Genomic DNA, 17806 nt, shown 5'->3' on the forward strand with positions numbered 1-17806 from the left:
AATAGAAGCGTCTCCTCCCGAGACGAAAGCGGCGCCGAAAGGCGCCGCTTTTTTGTTGCTCGGGGACCGACTATCCGGCGATCAGCTGGCCGAAGCGGTCGACTTCCTCGGCTGACGTCGCGAAGCTCGTGACGAAGCGGTAAAGCAGTTCGTCCTCGCCGATATGGCCGTCAAAGCCGTGCGGCTTATGCCAGTCGTAGAAGGCAGCGCCCGCCGCCTGCAGCCTCTCGGCTTCCGTCTTCTTGATCACGGCGAACACTTCGTTGGCCTGCGGCAGCCAGGCCAGCTTCGCGTGCGCCGAATCCTCGATCGCCGCCGCGAGGCGGGCGGCCATGGCGTTGGCGTGGCGCGCGGTGTCGAGCCACTGGCCGTCCTTGAAATAGGCTTCGAACTGTGCGGCGACAAAGCGCGACTTCGAAAACAGCTGGGCGGCGCGCTTGCGCAGAAAGGTCAATTCCTTGGCGCGGTCGAGATCGAACAGCACGATCGCCTCGGCGCACCAGCAGCCATTCTTGGTGCCGCCGAAGGACAGGATGTCGACACCGCGTTTCCAGGTCATTTCGGCCGGTGTCGTGTCGAGCGCCGCCAGCGCATTGGCAAAGCGGGCGCCATCCATGTGCAGCGGCACCGAATGCTGTTTGGCGATGGCCGAAATCGTCTCGATCTCTTTCAGGCCGTAGATGGTGCCGACCTCGGTCGACTGGGTGATCGAGACCGCCATCGGCCGTCCCCAGTGGACGATTTCGGGCGCGAAGCGGCCGATGGCCCGTTCCAGATTGTGCGGGTCGATCTTGCCCAGGGCACCGTCGACGGCATGCAAGCGCGCGCCGCCGGAAAAATATTCAGGCGCACCGCACTCGTCTTCGATGACATGCGATTCGCGGTGGGCAAAGGAGATGCCGCCGGGCTTGTTGAAGGTGGTCAATGACAGCGCGTTGGCGGCGGTGCCGGTCGCCACGAAGAAGACCGCGACTTCGCGTTCGAAAATCTCACTGAAGCGCCGGTAAACCGCCTGGTCGAGTGCGCTGTCGCCATAGGCGGTGGCAAAGCCGCCGGCCGCGGCCGACAGGCCGGCAACGATATTGGGATGGGCGCCTGCCCAATTGTCGGAAGCGAAGAACATGCATCTGCCTATGTCTTGGGGAAGTCGGGGTTTTGGGGAAATCGGCGCGGAGTTGACCGGTTTCACGCCCCAACCGCAAGGGGCCAGATGCCGGAAAACCGTTGAAGCCAATCAACTCAGCGCTAAGGGATCGGCGACTGAAGCTTACGTTTTCCCTCAACTTCGCGTAATTTTATGTCGCGGAAAGCTCAAGTTTTTTGTGAATCGGTCTTGTGTGCGTCGGGGAATTCTGCCATAAAAATTTAGGACAGTAGTGCTGTCTTATTTTGTCGCACAAAACAGGCTGGATTGGCGTAACATATTGGCCTCTCCGGCTGTTGCTGCGAGCGACAGGTGGACGGCCAGACACTGGCCTGTACGATACCATACGCGAACCATGCGGAAAGCCGCCTGGTTCGGCAAGGATTTCGAAAAGACGTGCCGCAAGGATCAGGGTGAGCCAAGCGCTTGCCGAGGCAAATTAGCGACCGAAGAACTGGCCAGCGCCTGAAGGGCTGGGAATGGAGGACAGGACAATGACGGACATGACGCTCTCTGCGACGAACGGCCAGGCCGCGCAGACAAAAGCGGGTGCCGTCAAAAATATGTCGCGAACCGACATTGGCCAAACCGGTTTTGCCCCTCGGGGCCTCTACGATCCGCGCAACGAACATGACGCCTGCGGTGTCGGTTTCATCGTCAACATGAAGGGCGTGAAGTCGCATCAGATCGTCAAGGACGGCCTTGCCGTGCTTGAAAACCTGACGCATCGCGGCGCCGTCGGCGCCGACCCGCTGGTCGGTGACGGCGCCGGTGTGCTGGTGCAGCTTCCCGACCAGTTCTTCCGCGAGGAAATGGCGGCCCAGGGCATCGAACTGCCGCCAGCGGGCCAGTATGGCGTCGGACACTGGTTCATGCCGCAGGACGCGGCGCTGCGCGCCCATATCGAGGACATCATTGCCGAATCGGCGCAGTCCGAAGGGCTGCCGCTCATCGGCTTCCGCGACGTGCCCGTCGACAATTCGTCGCTGTCGAAGGCGCCCGATATCGTCGCGTCCGAGCCGTTCCACCGGCAGGTGTTCATCGGCCGCACGGCTGAAATTCCCGATGACGAGGAGTACGAAGCCCGGCTCTATCTGCTGCGCAAGGTCATCTCCGGCCGTATCTATGCCGAGAACGACAACAAGGATATCGGCGCCTATTGCGTGTCGCTGTCGGCGCGCACGATCGTCTACAAGGGCATGTTCCTGGCCTATCAGGTCGGTGCCTACTACAAGGATCTCAAGGATCCGCGCTTCGAGACCGCGCTGATCCTGGTGCATCAGCGCTTTTCGACCAACACCTTCCCATCGTGGAAGCTGGCGCACCCCTACCGCATGGTCGCGCACAATGGCGAGATCAACACGGTGCGCGGCAACAACAACTGGATGGCGGCGCGCCAGGCCTCGGTCGATTCCGAACTGTTCGGCAACAACATCTCGAAGCTGTGGCCGATCTCCTATGACGGCCAGTCGGACACGGCGTGCTTCGACAATGCGCTCGAATTCCTGTTCCAGGGCGGCTACAGCCTCAGCCACGCCATGATGATGCTGATCCCGGAAGCCTGGGCCGGCAACAAGCTCATGGATGCCGATCGCAAGGCTTTCTACGAATACCATGCGGCCCTTATGGAGCCGTGGGACGGGCCGGCCGCGGTTGCCTTCACCGATGGCCGCCAGATCGGCGCCACGCTCGACCGCAACGGACTGCGCCCGGCACGCTACATCGTCACCGACGATGACCGCGTCATCATGGCTTCCGAGGCCGGCGTGCTGCCGGTGCCGGAGGAGAGGATCGTCAAGAAGTGGCGGCTGCAGCCCGGCCGCATGCTCCTGATCGACCTTGCCAAGGGCCGCATCGTGCCCGACGAGGAGATCAAGTCGGAGATCGCCACCAGGCATCCCTACAAGACCTGGCTCGCCAACACGCAGCTCATCCTCGAAGATCTGAAGCCGGTTGAACCGCGCGCGCTGCGCAAGGATGTCAGCCTGCTCGATCGCCAGCAGGCGTTCGGCTATACCCAGGAAGACACCAAGCTGTTGATGTCGCCGATGGCGACCACCGGCCAGGAAGCCGTGGGTTCGATGGGCACCGATACGCCGATTTCGGCGATGTCGGACAAGTCGAAGCTGCTCTACACCTATTTCAAGCAGAACTTCGCCCAGGTCACCAACCCGCCGATCGACCCGATCCGCGAGGAGCTGGTGATGAGCCTGGTGTCGTTCATCGGGCCGCGGCCGAACATTTTCGACCTGGTCGGCAATTCGCGCCGCAAGCGGCTCGAAGTGCGCCAGCCGATCCTGACCAATGGCGATCTCGAAAAGATCCGTTCCATTGGCCACACCGAGGACCGTTTCGACACCAAGACGATCGACATCACCTATGGCTCGAATGAGGGCGCCGCGGGCATGCAGGGCGCCATCGACCGGCTCTGCGAGCGGGCGGAGGCAGCGGTCGCCGGCGGCTACAACATCATCATCCTGTCCGACCGCCAGCTTGGGCCGGACCGCATCGCCATTCCGGCGCTGCTGGCGACGGCGGCGGTGCATCATCACCTTATCCGCAAGGGTCTGCGCACCTCCGTCGGCCTGGTCGTGGAATCCGGCGAGCCGCGCGAAGTGCATCATTTCTGCTGCCTCGCCGGTTACGGCGCCGAAGCGATCAACCCCTATCTCGCCTTCGACACGCTCACCGACATGCACAAGCGCGGCGAGCTGCCGGAAGAGGTCGATGCCTATGAGGTGGTGTCGCGCTACATCAAGTCGATCGGTAAGGGCATCCTCAAGGTGATGTCCAAGATGGGCATCTCGACCTACCAGTCCTATTGCGGCGCGCAGATCTTCGACGCCATCGGGCTGAAGACCGATTTCGTCGAGAAGTATTTCACCGGCACGGCGACGCTGATCGAAGGCGTCGGGCTGGATGAGGTCGCGGGCGAAACCGTCAGCCGTCACACCGACGGTTTCGGCAACGATCCGGTGCTGCGCAACAATCTGGAGGTCGGCGGCGAATATCTGTTCCGCATGCGCGGCGAGGCGCATATGTGGTCGCCCGACGCGGTCGCCACCTTGCAGCACGCCGTGCGCCAGGGCTCGTGGGAGACGTTCAAGGAGTATTCCGCGCAGATCGACAGCGAGACGGCTCGCGCCCAGGCCATCCGTGGCCTGTTCAAGATCAGGCTGGCGGGGGAGACCGGCCGCAAGAAGGTCGCGCTCGACGACGTCATGTCGGCGGCCGACATCGTCAAGCGCTTCTCAACCGGCGCGATGTCGTTCGGCTCGATCTCGCGTGAGGCGCACACGACGCTGGCGCGCGCCATGAACCAGATCGGCGGCAAGTCCAACACCGGCGAGGGCGGCGAAGAAGCCGACCGCTATCTGCCACTGCCCGGCGGCGGCAAGAACCCCGAACGCTCGGCGATCAAGCAGGTCGCCTCGGGTCGCTTCGGTGTGACGGCGGAGTATCTGGTCAATTCCGATGTCATGCAGATCAAGGTCGCGCAGGGTGCCAAGCCCGGCGAGGGTGGCCAGTTGCCCGGTCATAAGGTCGACGCGACCATCGCCAAGGTGCGGCACTCGACGCCGGGCGTCGGCCTGATCTCGCCACCGCCGCATCACGACATCTATTCAATCGAGGATCTGGCGCAGCTGATCTACGATCTGAAGAACGTCAATCCGGCGGCCGACGTCTCGGTCAAGCTGGTGTCGGAAGTCGGTGTCGGCACGGTCGCGGCTGGCGTCGCCAAGGCGCGCGCCGACCACATCACTATTTCGGGTTATGATGGCGGCACCGGTGCCTCGCCGCTGACCTCGCTCAAGCATGCCGGTTCCCCGTGGGAAATGGGCCTTGCCGAGACGCACCAGACGCTGGTGCTGAACGGCTTGCGTTCACGTGTGGCGCTGCAGGTTGATGGCGGCTTGCGCACCGGGCGCGACGTCATCATCGGCGCGCTGCTCGGGGCCGACGAGTTCGGCTTCTCGACTGCACCGCTGATCGCGGCCGGCTGCATCATGATGCGCAAGTGCCATTTGAACACCTGTCCAGTTGGCGTCGCCACCCAGGATCCGGTGCTGCGCAAGCGCTTCAAGGGCACGCCCGAGCACGTCATCAACTTCTTCTTCTATGTGGCGGAGGAGGTCAGGGCGTTGCTGGCCGATATGGGCTTCACCCATATCGACCAGATTATCGGCGACAGCGACCTTCTGGAAAAGCGCGAGGTGATCCAGCACTGGAAGGCGCGCGGTCTCGACTTCTCGAAGATGTTCTACAAGCCCGATGCGCCGCATGAAGCGGTGCATTGGACCGAACGCCAGAAGCATCCGATCGACGACGTACTCGACCGCAAGCTGATCGAACTGGCCAAGCCCGCGCTGGAGGCCAAGCAGCCGGTCAAGATCGAGGTCGACATCCGCAATGTCGACCGTTCGACGGGCGCCATGCTGTCGGGCGAAGTCGCCAAGCGCTTCAAGCACAAGGGCCTGCGCGAGGACACCATTCAGGTGAAGCTCACCGGTACCGCCGGCCAGTCCTTCGGCGCCTTCCTGGCACGCGGCGTCTCGTTCGAGCTCGTCGGTGCCGGCAACGATTATGTCGGCAAGGGCCTGTCGGGTGGGCGCATCGTCATCCGGCCGCCGGAAGAGGCCAGGATCGTCGCGGCCGACTCCATCATCGTTGGCAATACGGTGCTCTATGGCGCAACCGAGGGCGAGGCCTATTTCGCCGGTGTCGCCGGCGAGCGCTTCGCGGTGCGCAATTCGGGCGTCGCCGCCGTCGTCGAAGGCGTCGGCGACCATGGCTGCGAATACATGACCGGCGGTGTCGTCGTCGTCATCGGCAAGACCGGCCGCAACTTCGCCGCCGGCATGTCGGGCGGCGTCGCCTATGTGCTGGACGAGGCGGGCGATTTCGCCGAGCGCTGCAACATGGCGATGGTCGAGCTGGAGCCGGTTCCGGAAGAAGACGACCTGATGGAGAGGCTGCTGCACCATGGCGGCGACCTCGACCACAAGGGCCGCGTCGATGTGTCGGGCGACATGACCAGCCATGACGAGGAACGGCTCTACCAGCTGATCTCGAACCACGTCCACTATACGGGTTCGGTGCGCGGCCGCGAGATCCTCGACGACTGGACGACGTTCCGGCCGAAATTCCGCAAGATCATGCCGGTCGAATACCGCCGTGCGCTGATCGAGATGGAACGCATGCGCATGGGCGTCGCGGCCGAATAGTTTTGTGAGAATCGCCGGGGAGCCCAGGCTTCCCGGCCCCCTTCATCGACAGTTTGACCTCGGGCGCAAGGTTGCCATGGCTGCCTCAAGAGGTTAACGGGTGCGGCGAAAACCGCACCATCTGGACAGCAGGAACTGGACTATGGGCAAGGTAACAGGCTTTCTCGAAATCGACCGGCAGGTGCATAAGTACCAGCCTGCCTCCGACCGCATCCGGCATTTCCGTGAGTTCACGCTGCCGATGTCGGACAAGGAGGTCGAGAAACAGGCCGCGCGCTGCATGGATTGCGGCATTCCGTTCTGTCACGGGCCGACAGGCTGCCCGATCCACAACCAGATCCCCGACTGGAACGATCTCGTCTACAACCGGGACTGGGACAATGCGATCCGCAACCTGCATTCGACCAACAATTTCCCGGAGTTCACCGGCCGCATCTGCCCCGCGCCTTGCGAGGAAGCCTGCACGCTGAACCTCGAGGACATCCCGGTTGCCATCAAGACGGTGGAACAGGCGATCGCCGACAAGGCCTATGAAACCGGCCATATCCGGCCCTATCCGCCGGAGAAGAAGACCGGCAAGCGGGTCGCCATCATCGGCTCCGGCCCGGCCGGCATGGCGGCTGCCCAGCAGCTCGGCCGCGCCGGTCACGACGTCCATGTCTACGAGCGCGAGAGCCGCCCGGGCGGGTTGATGCGCTACGGCATTCCCGACTTCAAGATCGAGAAGCACTATATCGACCGCCGCATCGAACAGATGCAGGGCGAGGGCGTGAGCTTCCACTGCGGCGTCAATGTCGGTGTCGACAAGCCCGTCACCGAACTGCTCGCCGAACATGATGCCGTGCTCTATTGCGGCGGCTCGGAAACACCGCGCGCGGCCAACATTCCGGGCGACGATCTCGGTGGCGTGCATGACGCCATGCCTTATCTGGTGCAGCAGAACCGCCGCGTCGGCGGCGAGCCGATCCAGTCGGTGGCGTGGCCGTCGCATCCGATCATCGCCGGCGGGCAGCATGTCGTCGTCGTCGGCGGCGGCGATACCGCGTCCGACTGCGTCGGCACCGCCTTCCGCCAGGGTGCGGTGCGCGTCACCCAACTCGACATCCGCCCGCAGCCGCCCGAGAAGGAAGACAAGCTCGCCGTCTGGCCCTACTGGGCGACCAAGATGCGCACCTCGTCCTCGCAGGCCGAAGGCGCCGAGCGTGAATTCCAGGTGGCGACGCTCGAATTCATCGGCGAGGACGGCCAGCTGACCGGCGTCAAGTGCTGCGAGGTCGACGAGAAGCGCAAGCCGATCGCCGGCACCGAATTCGTCATCCGCGCCGATCTCGCCTTCATCGCCATCGGCTTTGCCGGACCGGCGGCGGTGGGCGTGGCGAAGGAACTCGAGGGTGAGATGAAAATCACCACCGACAGCCGCCGCTCCCGGAATGTCGAGGCCAATGATCGTGACTACAAGACCAGCGTCGACCGGCTCTATGCGGCGGGCGATGTGCGCCGTGGCCAGTCGCTGGTCGTCTGGGCGATCCGCGAAGGCCGCCAGGCGGCACGCTCGATCGACGAGGCGCTGATGGGGTCGTCGGTATTGCCGCGTTAAGGGGTGATCGCCGTCGTCGTGTCGGCGGCCGCGGCTGTCGCCGGCGGCTCGGCCTTCGGTGGCCAGGAGAAATCGTCGGCGCGTCCGGGTGACGCTTCCGGTGCCTTGCCCTCGATCACCAGTTTTTCCCCAGGGAGAGCCGGATTGGCTTTTGCCGGCGGGGCGGCGCCGAGCAGTTCGGTGCCGCCGTCGAGCGCCGGGTCGCTGAGCAGCATGGGCGCGGTACGGTCGATGACAATGGGTGCGGCGGCCGGCGCAGGCGCCTCGACGGGGGCACCGGCGGGTGCGGTGGCCGGAGCCACACTGCCGGGTGCGGCCAGGCCCAGGATCTTGGCCAGCGGCTTTTCGGTGTAGAAGGCAAGCTTGCGCTTGCCGGCCTTGGAGACATTGATGCCGTCATCGGCGCGCAGCCGCACCGGCTGGCCGTTCATGTCGGGGCCGGTGGTGATGAAAGCGCCGTTCTCGTCGACGAAGCCGTCCCAGACATCGACGAATTCGCCGCCATGGCTTTCGGCGGCCTTGTGGTAGATGTCGTTGAAGGCCAGCATGTCGGACGTCATCTTCGGCACCCGGAAGGCCGGCATGCCGACCCACAGGAACGGCACCTTGGCGTCGGCGATGGCCTTGCCGAGTTCGTCGGTGCGGCGCTCATATTCCTTGGTCCAGTTCTCCGACCGGGGCTGCTCGCGCACATCCCCCACTTTCATCTGCTGGCGATCGTTGGAGCCCAGCATGACGACGACCGCGGCCGGTTTCTCGGTCTCGATCAGCGTTTTGATCTGTTCTGGCCAGTTGTAGAAATCGTCACGCACAAAGCCGGACGAGCCATTGCTGCGCACGACGATCCTGACGGCTGGGTTGTCGGCAAAGGCGGTGTCCAGGCCTTCGGCGAGACCGGACGCCATGAAGTCGCCGACCACCAGGACAGTACGGGCGTCTGGCGCCTTCTCAGCTATCGGCACTTGTGGTTCGACCGGCGCACGTGGCACTCGGGGTTTGCGAGGCTTCGGCTTTGCCTTCTGAATGTCGAGCGGCGGCTCGACGCGTTCGCTGCGACGCGGGAATAGAAGATCGCGCAACGACCAGCCACGATTTTGCTGCGGCTGCTCCTGCGCCATGGCCGGCACATGGAAGGTGCCCGCCACGGCAATAGCGAGCACGGCGATGGCCAGGACAAGCACCGGCATGCGACGAACGAGCGTCCCAATGCGCATAGCCCAGACCAAACATTCCTCCCTAGTCCGTAACAGGCTCTATTTTTGCCTGAGCCATTTGAGCACTTCCATGCTCGGATAGCCGTCCTGGGTCAAGCCGACCTTCGCCTGATAGGTCATGATGGCGGTCTTCGTGCCGTCACCGATCTTGCCGTCAAACTTGCCGTCATAAAGCCCGTGCTGCGAAAGCCGCTTCTGCAGTTCCTGCCTTTCCTCGAAGGAGAGTTTGGTGAAAGGCCGCTGCCAATCCTGGACAAGGCCGCTGCCACCGGCGATCTCGTCGGCGAGAAGGCCAACGGCCAGGGCATATTTGTCGGCATTGTTGTAGGCCTTGATGACCGAAAAATTCCTGATCATCAGGAAGGCCGGCCCGCCACGGCCGTCCGGCACTTTCAGCGTCGCCTTGTCGGTGAGGGTCTTGAACGGCTTGCCGCTGGCCCTGACGACGCCGAGCGCCTGCCATTGTGCCAGCGTCTTCGATCCGGCGGGCAGTTTGCCGGCCGGCAGCGTGACCTCGTAGCCCCAGGTCTTGCCGGCCTGCCAGCCATTCTTCTTCAACAGATTGGCTGATGTCGCCAGCGCATCGGGAATGGAATTCCAGATGTCGCGCTTGCCATTGCCGTCCATGTCGACGGCATAATGCTGGTAGCTGGTGGGAATGAACTGGGTCTGGCCCATGGCGCCGGCCCAGGAGCCCATCAGGTGGCTTTCGTCGATGTCGCCGGTCTGCAGGATCTTCAGGGCCGCGACCAGCTGGGTGCGGGCATATTTGGACCGCTTCGGGTCGCCATAGCCCAAAGTCGCCAGCGAACGAATGACGTTGCGCATGATATCGTCGCGCTTGAGGATTTCGCCATAGTTCGATTCCATCGACCAGATGGCGAGCAGAATGTAGCGGTCAACACCGAACCTCGACTCGATCTTGTCCAGCCATGGCTTCCACTTCTTCGCCATCTGCTGGCCGACCGCGACCGACTGGTCATGGACGCGGTTGTCGAAATAATCCCAGGCGGGCGCGGTGAATTCGGGCTGCGTGTGGGCCTTTTCCAGCACCACCGGATCGGGCTCCTTGATGTCCCTGAAAGCCTGGTCGTAGACAGCGCCGGAAACGCCGCCCGCGACAGCGGTGGCGCGGAAGCCGGCGACCCACTGCCGGAAACCGGCGTCGGCGAAGGCTGGTCCGGCGGGCATCAGCAGAGCGAGCGAGAGGCTGGCGGCCGTCATGACGCTGGTGAAACGTTTTGCGGCATTGCGAACGGACATGTTTTCCTCCTTCTCTGTCTCAGGAAAGACCATTCATCGCCGAACCGGGTTAGGAATTAGTTTACCATAGGTGCCGCCTGGAACGAAAAGACACCCTCGATGCTTTAACCGGTGGAAGTTTCCCTCGCCCGCCCCAGTAATCTTCAATTCCGGCGTGAAAATGTCGCGAGACGGGATTGCGGAGCCGGCCAGCAAACGGATAATTGAAAGCATGAAGAGAGTTCGCAAAGCAGTTTTCCCGGTCGCCGGTCTCGGCACGCGGTTCCTCCCGGCCACCAAGGCTGTTCCCAAGGAAATGCTGACCGTCGTCGACCGGCCGGTCATCCAATACGTGGTGGATGAGGCGCGGGAAGCCGGCATCGAGCATTTCATTTTCGTGACCGGCCGCAACAAGGCGGTCATCGAGGATCATTTCGATATCCAGTTCGAGCTCTATGACACGCTGGCACAGCGCGGCAAGGACGAGCAGCTTGCCCGCCTGCAGCGGCTGCAGCCGGCGCCGGGGCAGACCAGCTTCACCCGCCAGCAGGTGCCGATGGGGCTTGGCCATGCCGTCTGGTGCGCGCGCGAACTGGTCGGCGACGAGCCGTTCGCGCTGCTGCTGCCCGATATGATCATGCAGTCGGAAAAGAGCTGCATGAAGTCGATGGTCGAGCTCTACGAGGAAACCGGCAACAACATCATTGCCGTGCAGGAATGCGACCCGGCGGAGACCCACAAATACGGCATTGTCGGCCGCGGCGAGGATACGCATCACGGCTTCCGCATCACCGAGATGGTGGAGAAGCCGAAAACCGGCACGGCGCCCTCCAACCTCTACATCAACGGCCGCTACATCCTGCAGCCCGAGATCTTCAAGATCCTCGAAGGCCAGGAAAAGGGCGCCGGCAACGAGATCCAGCTCACCGACGCGATGCTGAAGCTGGAAAAGCAGCAGGCCTTCTACGGCTACCACTATCAGGGCCGCACCTTCGACTGCGGTTCGCCCGAAGGTTTCGTCGAGGCCAATGTCGCCTTCGCGCTGTGGCGCAGCGACATGAACGAGAACATGGCCGGGGTGATCCGCACGCTTCTCGACGAGATGAAGCCATCAGAGCGCCGCGGGGCGGCGTTTTAGGGTACGCCGATATTCAGGTGATGCCGGCCTGCGAATGGCCGATACCTGCGCTTCCGGTGCTCACGTACCTTAAGTACGCTCCGCTCCGGTTCTCGGTGTCAGCCATTCTCGACTCGGCCTGACCTGAATCTCGACATACCCTTGGCGCGTGTGAGCTCAACGCTGCACTTTCAGGCCGAGGTAGATGCTGTTGGCGGTGTAGTCGCGGCCGGGCAGGTTGCTGGTCAGCTTTTCGGTTCTCACCCTTGTGGTGAGGCCGGCATAGCGGTTCAGCCACCAGGTCAGTCCGGTCTCGGCGCTCAAGATTCGGTCATGGCCATCGATGCCGACATAGTGGCGCCAGTCGAGGCCCAGGGCCGCATTCGCGGTGAGATTGGCACGGATCTGGCGTTCACCGGTCAGGCGGCCGGAATAGAGGATATCGCCGCTTTCGCCTGATGTGGTCGTGGTCTCGACGGTGGTCTTGCCGGTCAGGCCGATTGTGGTGCCGCGCTCCGGTGACCATTTGAGGTCGGCGTTGACGGTGGCGCCGGAAATCGCCTCCAGGCTTTTGTCATCGATCGCTTCCCGCAGCCAGCCGGCCGAGAATTCACCCGACAGCTTCTCACCCATGTCGAGTTGCAGGCCGGCGCGGGCGCCAAGCCGCGTCGAGGACCGCTCGAAGCCTTCATTGTCGATGCGCTGATCATAGGCCCGGCGGCCGACCTCGATTTCGGTGAACGGGGTGAGGGCCGGCGAGATTTCGTAACCGGTGCGCAAGGTCGCCGTGTAGAGCGTGTTGTCCTGATCCTTCTGCGACAGCGTGGTGCCGTCCGAAAGCTCGGCGTCGCCATAGAAGTCGTGCGAGACCGCGCCGGTCAGCGTGTACTGCATCTTGCCGATGTGCTTTTCGACGCCAAGGCTGCCGTCGATCGTCTGCCGCAGCGGCTGCGTGCTGACGCCGGCAATGGCGTTGGGGGAGGACGCCGTTTCAGGTACCGCTTCATAGCCGAGCTTGGCGATGGCGCGCAGTTCGTTGTCGAGGTCGACATTGAGCTGGCCCTCGATCCGGCCTTGCGCATCGTGAACACGGTAGCCCGACACGGTCTCACGGAACAGGCCGTAGCCGTCGATGGTGGCGGAGTTTTCGCGCCAGTCGGAAACGGCGGTAAAGCGCAATGCCGTCTCCGACAGCAGCGCCGACGTGCCGGCACTGCTGGAATCGCCGTTCGTCGTGGCGGTCAGCCCTTGTTCGATCGACGGCCGGATGACGAAGGAGCCCCATTTGACGCCGGTGGCGGCGAACGGATCGTCCTCGGCTTTCTTGTTGTGGCCTTCGATGGCGGCGGTGCGCTCGGCACCGGGGTCGAGTTTCTGCCTGTCGGCGCTATCGACGGTGAGGGCACGGCGGTTGGCCGTCTCCTCATCCGTGTCGGTCGTACCGGCAGCGTCCGTCGTGGAGGCAGTCGTTGAAGCGGTGGTGTCGGTGGTTGCAGCCGTCGATTTTTTCTTCTTTTTCGACTTGCCGGCCGCCTTGGCGTCCGCCTTGGTCTTGTCCTGATCCGTCGCGTTCTGCCCGGCGCTCGTTGGACGGCGGCGAGGCTTGGGCGGCGTCGGAGTGTCGGTGGACGCGTCGTCGGTCGCCTGCGGTGGATCGAAAATGCTGCCGGTGGCGGCATCCGTGCCCGTCTCGTCGGGGACGGCGCCGGCGCTGGCCGGCAAATAGGTGCGCGGCGGCGTATCGTCCTGCGCGGCATTGGCCGGTGGCTGCTGGCCCTGGGCGGCAAGGGCGAGCTGCCTTGCCTTGCGCTGCTGGTCGGAGAGGATCGCCGATTCGGAAACCTCGCCGCGCAGCTCGGTTTCCTGGGCATGAAGCTGCCCCGGGCGCAGCAAGGCAAGCATGCTGGTCGCCAGCAGCAGGGCGCAGACCGCCTTGCCCCGTCGTCCTCTTGATTTTTCTGGCTGGACCCCGGACATCGCCACCACTGCTTGCGCGGCGCTATGCGCGCCATACTTACCGAACCGTAAATGGGGATGGTTAACGGAGGGTTGAGGCAGCGATCGTTCGTCCGGTTAAAGTGCCGCTGTCTGCGGCATCGAGCGGCGCGTCCGAGCTCTCTGTCCTCAGGGCACCGAAGCCATTTCTGTTGGACAGGCGGGCGGCAACGCGCTAATCGCATCACCCATGCATGCGAAATCCTTGGATAAGAAGCCCCTGGACAGGCAAGCGTCGATTGATTCGGCACTGAGAACGGTGGCAACCGAGCAGGCCGGGATCGCCGCCCTGGCCGAAGCGCTTGAGAACGGACTGGCCGCGCCTTTCGCGCAGGCCGTCGAGATGATCTCGAAGATCGAAGGCCGGCTGATCGTCACCGGCGTCGGCAAAAGCGGCCATATCGGCTCGAAGATCGCAGCGACGCTGGCCTCCACAGGCACGCCGGCCTTCTTCGTCCATCCCGTCGAGGCCAACCATGGCGATCTCGGCATGATCGCCAAGGACGATGCCATCATCGCCATGTCGTGGTCGGGCGAAAGCCTCGAGCTCAAGGGCATCATTGCCTATTCCAGGCGCTTCTCCATTCCGCTTATCGCCATAACCGCCGGGGAGACGTCGGCGCTGGCGCGTGCGGCCGACGTCGTGCTGCTTTTGCCGCGCACCCCGGAGGCCTGCCCGCACGGCCTGGCGCCGACGACATCGACATTACTGCAACTGGTCATCGGCGATGCGCTGGCGATCGCGCTGCTCGAGGCGCGCGGCTTCACGCCAGACCATTTCCGCACCTTCCATCCCGGCGGCCAGCTCGGCGCCAACTTGACGCTGGTCTCCGAGATCATGCGGGTCGGCGACCAGATTCCGCTGGCGCTTCTCGGCACCAAGATGCCGGAAGCGGTGATGACGCTGTCGCAGAAGAAGGTCGGCTGCGTCCTCATCGTCGACACCAATGGCGAATTGGCCGGGATCATCACCGACGGCGATGTCGCGCGCAACCTGCACCGCCACCTGGCCGATGTCATCGTCGACGAGGTGATGACCCGTACGCCCAAGACGGTCGATCCGCAGACGCTTGCCGGCACGGCGATCGCGCTGCTCAACGAGCACAATATCGGCGCGCTGGTGGTGACCAAGAACAACGTGCCGCTCGGCGTGGTGCATTTCCATGACCTGCTGCGCATCGGCGCCGCTTAGGCATGCCGATATTCAGGTGAGGCCGGTCTGCAAACGGCTGATACCTGCGCTTCCCAGTTCTATTGCGTGGCAATAGAACTGAGCTCACGTAGAAAAAGTACGCTCCGCCCCGGCCTTCGCCGCTCTATGAAGGCTACGGCCGGCGTAGGCCGGTTCTCGGAAGCCACCGTTTTCGACTCGGCCTGACCTGAATCTCGACATACCTACCTAGGTGGGTATGCTGTGAAAATTCAAACTCGCTCCACCCTCAGTTCCAGGTCCGTATCCGCGGCACTCGTCACGCGCACCTGCGTGCCGGCGGGCAGGTCGGGGCCGGAGACGCGCCATAGCGTGTCGCCGAGCTTGATGCGGCCGCGGCCGTCCTTGATCGGCTCTGCAAGCGTCGCCATCCTGCCGACCATCTGGGCGCCGCGGCGGTTGAGCAGCGGCTGGTCGGTTGGCTGGTCGTGTCCGCCCATCAGTTTCTTGCCGACAAAGGCCGAGACCAGCGACAGCACCAGGAAGGCGAGGACCTGAACCTGCCAGGTCCAGATCGCCGCGTCCCAGATCAGCAGCGACACCGCGCCGATGATGAGCGCGGCGATGCCGATCCACAGCATGAAGAAGCCGGGCGCGATGACCTCTACAACCAGCAGGACGAAGCCCAGGACCATCCAGTTCCAAGGACCAAGTTCAGAAACAATGCGGTCCAACATGGGAGTATGCTCCTACTTCTTGTTGAGCATGATCTTTTCCGAAAACCGGTTACCACCTTTCGGGATCATGCTCCTATGATCTCAATTTTCGCTCGGACGCACGAGCGGCGGGCGGGCGGCCTGGCGTTGCGCACCTGTCGTGCCTTCGCTGCGGAAGACTTCCTTGGCGATTTCGCCGATGCCGCCGAGCGAGCCGATCAGAGATGACGCCTCGAAAGGCATCAGCACGATCTTGCTGTTGGTGGCCGTGCCGATCTTGCCCAACGCTTCGGTGTATTTCTGGGCGACGAAGTAGTTCAGCGCCTGCACGTCGCCCTTGGAAATCGCCTCCGACACCACTTGAGTGGCGCGGGCTTCGGCCTCGGCCGAGCGTTCGCGGGCCTCTGCATCGCGGAAGGCGGCTTCCTTGCGGCCTTCGGCCTCGAGGATCTGCGACTGCTTGAGGCCTTCGGCGGCCAGGATCTGCGCACGCTTGTTGCGCTCGGCGGTCATCTGGCGACCCATCGATTCGATGAGGTTGGCCGGCGGGTTGATGTCCTTGATCTCGACGCGGGTGATCTTGATGCCCCACGGATGCGCCGCCTCGTCGACGACGCGCAGCAGGCGCTCGTTGATGGCGTCGCGGTTGGACAACAGCTCATCGAGGTCCATCGAACCCATGACGGTACGGATGTTGGTCATGGTCAGGTTGAGGATGGCGTTCTGCAGGCCGGCAACCTGATAGGCCGCCTGTGCCGCATTGAGGATCTGGTAGAAGGCGATGCCGTCGACACCGACGATGGCGTTGTCGCGGGTGATGATCTCCTGGCTCGGAACGTCGAGCACCTGCTCCATCATGTTCATCTTGGCGCCGATGCGATCGACGAAGGGCGTAATGATGTTGAGGCCGGGGCTCAGTGTCCTTGTGTAACGACCAAAGCGTTCGACGGTATAGTTGTAGCCTTGCGGAACTGTCTTGATGCCTTTGAAAAGCACCAGAACGACAAGCGCGACAAGAACAATGACCGCAATATCGAAACCACTGAAATCCATTTGGCTCTCCCTCACAAGCAGGCCGCGAGAGCCATTCCCGCGCAGCCGACTTCACCAAAGACTTAAGTGTGTTTCAGATGCGTTACAATCAGGTGATGAAGGATTGTTTGCAGGCCTGCACTCACCGGTTGAAGGCGAACAGCTCTGCATCCGTGTCGGCTAGCCCCTTGATCGAAGCCGAAATAATTTCGGAAGCGATGCGCGAGAAGGTGATGCCATTACCGCCGTAACCCATGACTGCATGGATGCGTGGGTGCCTGGGAATGGCGCCGATATAGGGCAAGCCCGTGGACGTGGTGCCGAAGGAACCGGTCCAGGCGAACTCAGGCTTGACGTCGAGATGCGGGAACAACCGGCCGAGTTTTTCGGCAATACGGGCACTCTTGTCGGCGATCAGTTCGTCGCGCCTTGTCTCGTCGACAAAATCCTCGTCCTCGCCGCCGCAGATGACGCGGCCGTCGGCCGTCGCGCGCATGTAAAGGTAGGGGTCTGACGCCTCCCAGATAAACGCAGCACCCGGCCAGAGTTTTCGCGGTTGCGGGCGTGTCGCGATCGCCCAGGTCGAGATGATCCGGTGGGCCGCGGCCGGCACGATGTCGAGCAGTTCATAGCCGGTGGCCAGGACAACATGCTGTGCCGCGATGGTCGGGCCGTCTTTCGTGGCGACCACCACTTCGTTGGCACTGTCCTCGATCGCTGTCGCCTCGACGGGGGTGTGGAAGCGGGCCTTGCGCTCGAGCGCCTTGAGCAACAGTCCGGCCGTCAGCTTGCGCGGGTCGAGCGCGATGTTGTCGTGGCTGAGGATGGCGCCACCGCGGTCGATGCCGAATGTTTCCGCCAGTGGCCGCGGCGTCAGATAGGTGGCGGCAATGCCCGCTTGCCGCCGCGCTTCGGCTTCATCGCGCAGTTCCGCCGGGCCGAGCAGCGTGCCGGCCAGATAAAGGGACTGGGTGCGGCGCAGGCGACAGTCGATTGCGAGGTCCTCGATACGGCCAGCCAGGTTGGGAACGGCGAGCCGCGAGCGCCGCCAGGCCTGCTGTGCCTTGGCCTTGCCGATCATCTTTGAGAGCGTTGAAAGCGGCTGGTCGATTTCGAATTGCACCAGCGCGGTGGTCGCGGCGGTCGAGCCTTTCAGCGGCCCGCGCCGGTCGATGCAGAGCACGGCATGACCGTCTGCCGTCAGCGCCTCGGCCATCATGGCGCCGCTGATGCCCATGCCGATGATGAGTACATCGGTCTTGACGTCCCGGCTCAGGCTGTCAGTCGGCACGGCTGGTGCCCGATAGGCGGACCAGACGGGCCGGCCAGTTCTGAGGTCGAGTTTGCGGGGCATGGAATTCTCCGGAAGGCGCG

General features: G+C 63.4%; 11 protein-coding genes. 4 read left to right on the top strand and 7 right to left on the bottom strand.

Translation table 11 applies throughout. The annotated features are described in order from the left end of the window. Window positions 1-70: 70 nt before the first annotated feature. Entirely contained in the window at window positions 71-1123 is a 1053-nt protein-coding gene (locus JN279_RS11285) for a threonine aldolase family protein (RefSeq protein ID WP_202352779.1), read from the bottom strand. Window positions 1124-1638: 515 nt separating this feature from the next. Here JN279_RS11285 and gltB point away from each other — a divergent pair. Both gltB and JN279_RS11295 read left to right on the top strand, forming a co-directional pair. Continuing rightward, complete coding sequence (gltB, locus tag JN279_RS11290) at window positions 1639-6369, top strand: glutamate synthase large subunit (protein ID WP_202352780.1); 4731 nt, start codon at window positions 1639-1641, stop codon at window positions 6367-6369. 142 nt (window positions 6370-6511) lie between these two features. Further along, on the top strand, window positions 6512-7966 hold the full coding sequence (locus JN279_RS11295) for a glutamate synthase subunit beta (protein ID WP_096449946.1): 1455 nt from the start codon (window positions 6512-6514) through the stop codon (window positions 7964-7966). On the opposite strand, the gene JN279_RS11300 is transcribed toward JN279_RS11295, so the two are convergent. Both JN279_RS11300 and JN279_RS11305 read right to left on the bottom strand, forming a co-directional pair. Then, a complete protein-coding gene (locus JN279_RS11300; protein WP_202352781.1) occupies window positions 7963-9192 on the bottom strand; it encodes an SGNH/GDSL hydrolase family protein in 1230 nt (409 codons plus the stop codon). The two genes, JN279_RS11295 and JN279_RS11300, sit on opposite strands and share 4 nt — an antisense overlap. Window positions 9193-9219: 27 nt before the next feature. After that, window positions 9220-10443 (bottom strand): lytic murein transglycosylase, encoded by a 1224-nt coding sequence (locus tag JN279_RS11305; RefSeq protein WP_202352782.1) that lies wholly within the window; start codon window positions 10441-10443, stop codon window positions 9220-9222. Between the two features lie 211 nt (window positions 10444-10654). Between JN279_RS11305 and galU the strand changes: the two genes are divergently transcribed. Continuing rightward, window positions 10655-11560, top strand: coding sequence for a UTP--glucose-1-phosphate uridylyltransferase GalU (galU, locus tag JN279_RS11310; RefSeq protein WP_096449942.1), 906 nt, complete (start codon window positions 10655-10657; stop codon window positions 11558-11560). A gap of 156 nt (window positions 11561-11716) precedes the next feature. Here the strand turns inward: galU and JN279_RS11315 are convergent, their stop codons facing one another. After that, window positions 11717-13516, bottom strand: a complete 1800-nt coding sequence (locus tag JN279_RS11315; protein WP_202352783.1) for an outer membrane beta-barrel protein — start codon at window positions 13514-13516, stop codon at window positions 11717-11719. Window positions 13517-13724: 208 nt separating this feature from the next. Between JN279_RS11315 and JN279_RS11320 the strand changes: the two genes are divergently transcribed. Beyond that, window positions 13725-14726, top strand: a complete 1002-nt coding sequence (locus tag JN279_RS11320; RefSeq protein ID WP_202352784.1) for a KpsF/GutQ family sugar-phosphate isomerase — start codon at window positions 13725-13727, stop codon at window positions 14724-14726. Between the two features lie 230 nt (window positions 14727-14956). Here the strand turns inward: JN279_RS11320 and JN279_RS11325 are convergent, their stop codons facing one another. The 3 genes from JN279_RS11325 to JN279_RS11335 all read right to left on the bottom strand — a co-directional run bounded on the left by JN279_RS11325 (window position 14957) and on the right by JN279_RS11335 (window position 17786). After that, window positions 14957-15421 (bottom strand): NfeD family protein, encoded by a 465-nt coding sequence (locus tag JN279_RS11325; RefSeq protein ID WP_202352785.1) that lies wholly within the window; start codon window positions 15419-15421, stop codon window positions 14957-14959. Window positions 15422-15502: 81 nt separating this feature from the next. Continuing rightward, a complete protein-coding gene (locus JN279_RS11330) occupies window positions 15503-16453 on the bottom strand; it encodes an SPFH domain-containing protein (protein ID WP_202352786.1) in 951 nt (316 codons plus the stop codon). 121 nt (window positions 16454-16574) lie between these two features. Beyond that, the gene (locus tag JN279_RS11335) at window positions 16575-17786 is read right to left on the bottom strand and encodes an NAD(P)/FAD-dependent oxidoreductase (RefSeq protein ID WP_202352787.1); all 1212 of its coding nucleotides are present in this window, start codon (window positions 17784-17786) and stop codon (window positions 16575-16577) included. Window positions 17787-17806 lie beyond the last annotated feature (20 nt).

The organism is Mesorhizobium sp. 113-1-2, assembly GCF_016756475.1.
Lineage (GTDB): Bacteria > Pseudomonadota > Alphaproteobacteria > Rhizobiales > Rhizobiaceae > Mesorhizobium > Mesorhizobium loti_C.

Bases quoted from the DNA above. Each gene is read 5' to 3' on its own strand.
- JN279_RS11285 (WP_202352779.1), bottom strand. From the start codon at position 1,123: ATGTTCTTCGCTTCCGACAATTGGGCAGGCGCCCATCCCAATATCGTT.
- gltB (WP_202352780.1), top strand. From the start codon at position 1,639: ATGACGGACATGACGCTCTCTGCGACGAACGGCCAGGCCGCGCAGACA.
- JN279_RS11295 (WP_096449946.1), top strand. From the start codon at position 6,512: ATGGGCAAGGTAACAGGCTTTCTCGAAATCGACCGGCAGGTGCATAAG.
- JN279_RS11305 (WP_202352782.1), bottom strand. From the start codon at position 10,443: ATGTCCGTTCGCAATGCCGCAAAACGTTTCACCAGCGTCATGACGGCC.
- galU (WP_096449942.1), top strand. From the start codon at position 10,655: ATGAAGAGAGTTCGCAAAGCAGTTTTCCCGGTCGCCGGTCTCGGCACG.
- JN279_RS11315 (WP_202352783.1), bottom strand. From the start codon at position 13,516: ATGTCCGGGGTCCAGCCAGAAAAATCAAGAGGACGACGGGGCAAGGCG.
- JN279_RS11320 (WP_202352784.1), top strand. From the start codon at position 13,725: ATGCATGCGAAATCCTTGGATAAGAAGCCCCTGGACAGGCAAGCGTCG.
- JN279_RS11325 (WP_202352785.1), bottom strand. From the start codon at position 15,421: ATGTTGGACCGCATTGTTTCTGAACTTGGTCCTTGGAACTGGATGGTC.
- JN279_RS11330 (WP_202352786.1), bottom strand. From the start codon at position 16,453: ATGGATTTCAGTGGTTTCGATATTGCGGTCATTGTTCTTGTCGCGCTT.
- JN279_RS11335 (WP_202352787.1), bottom strand. From the start codon at position 17,786: ATGCCCCGCAAACTCGACCTCAGAACTGGCCGGCCCGTCTGGTCCGCC.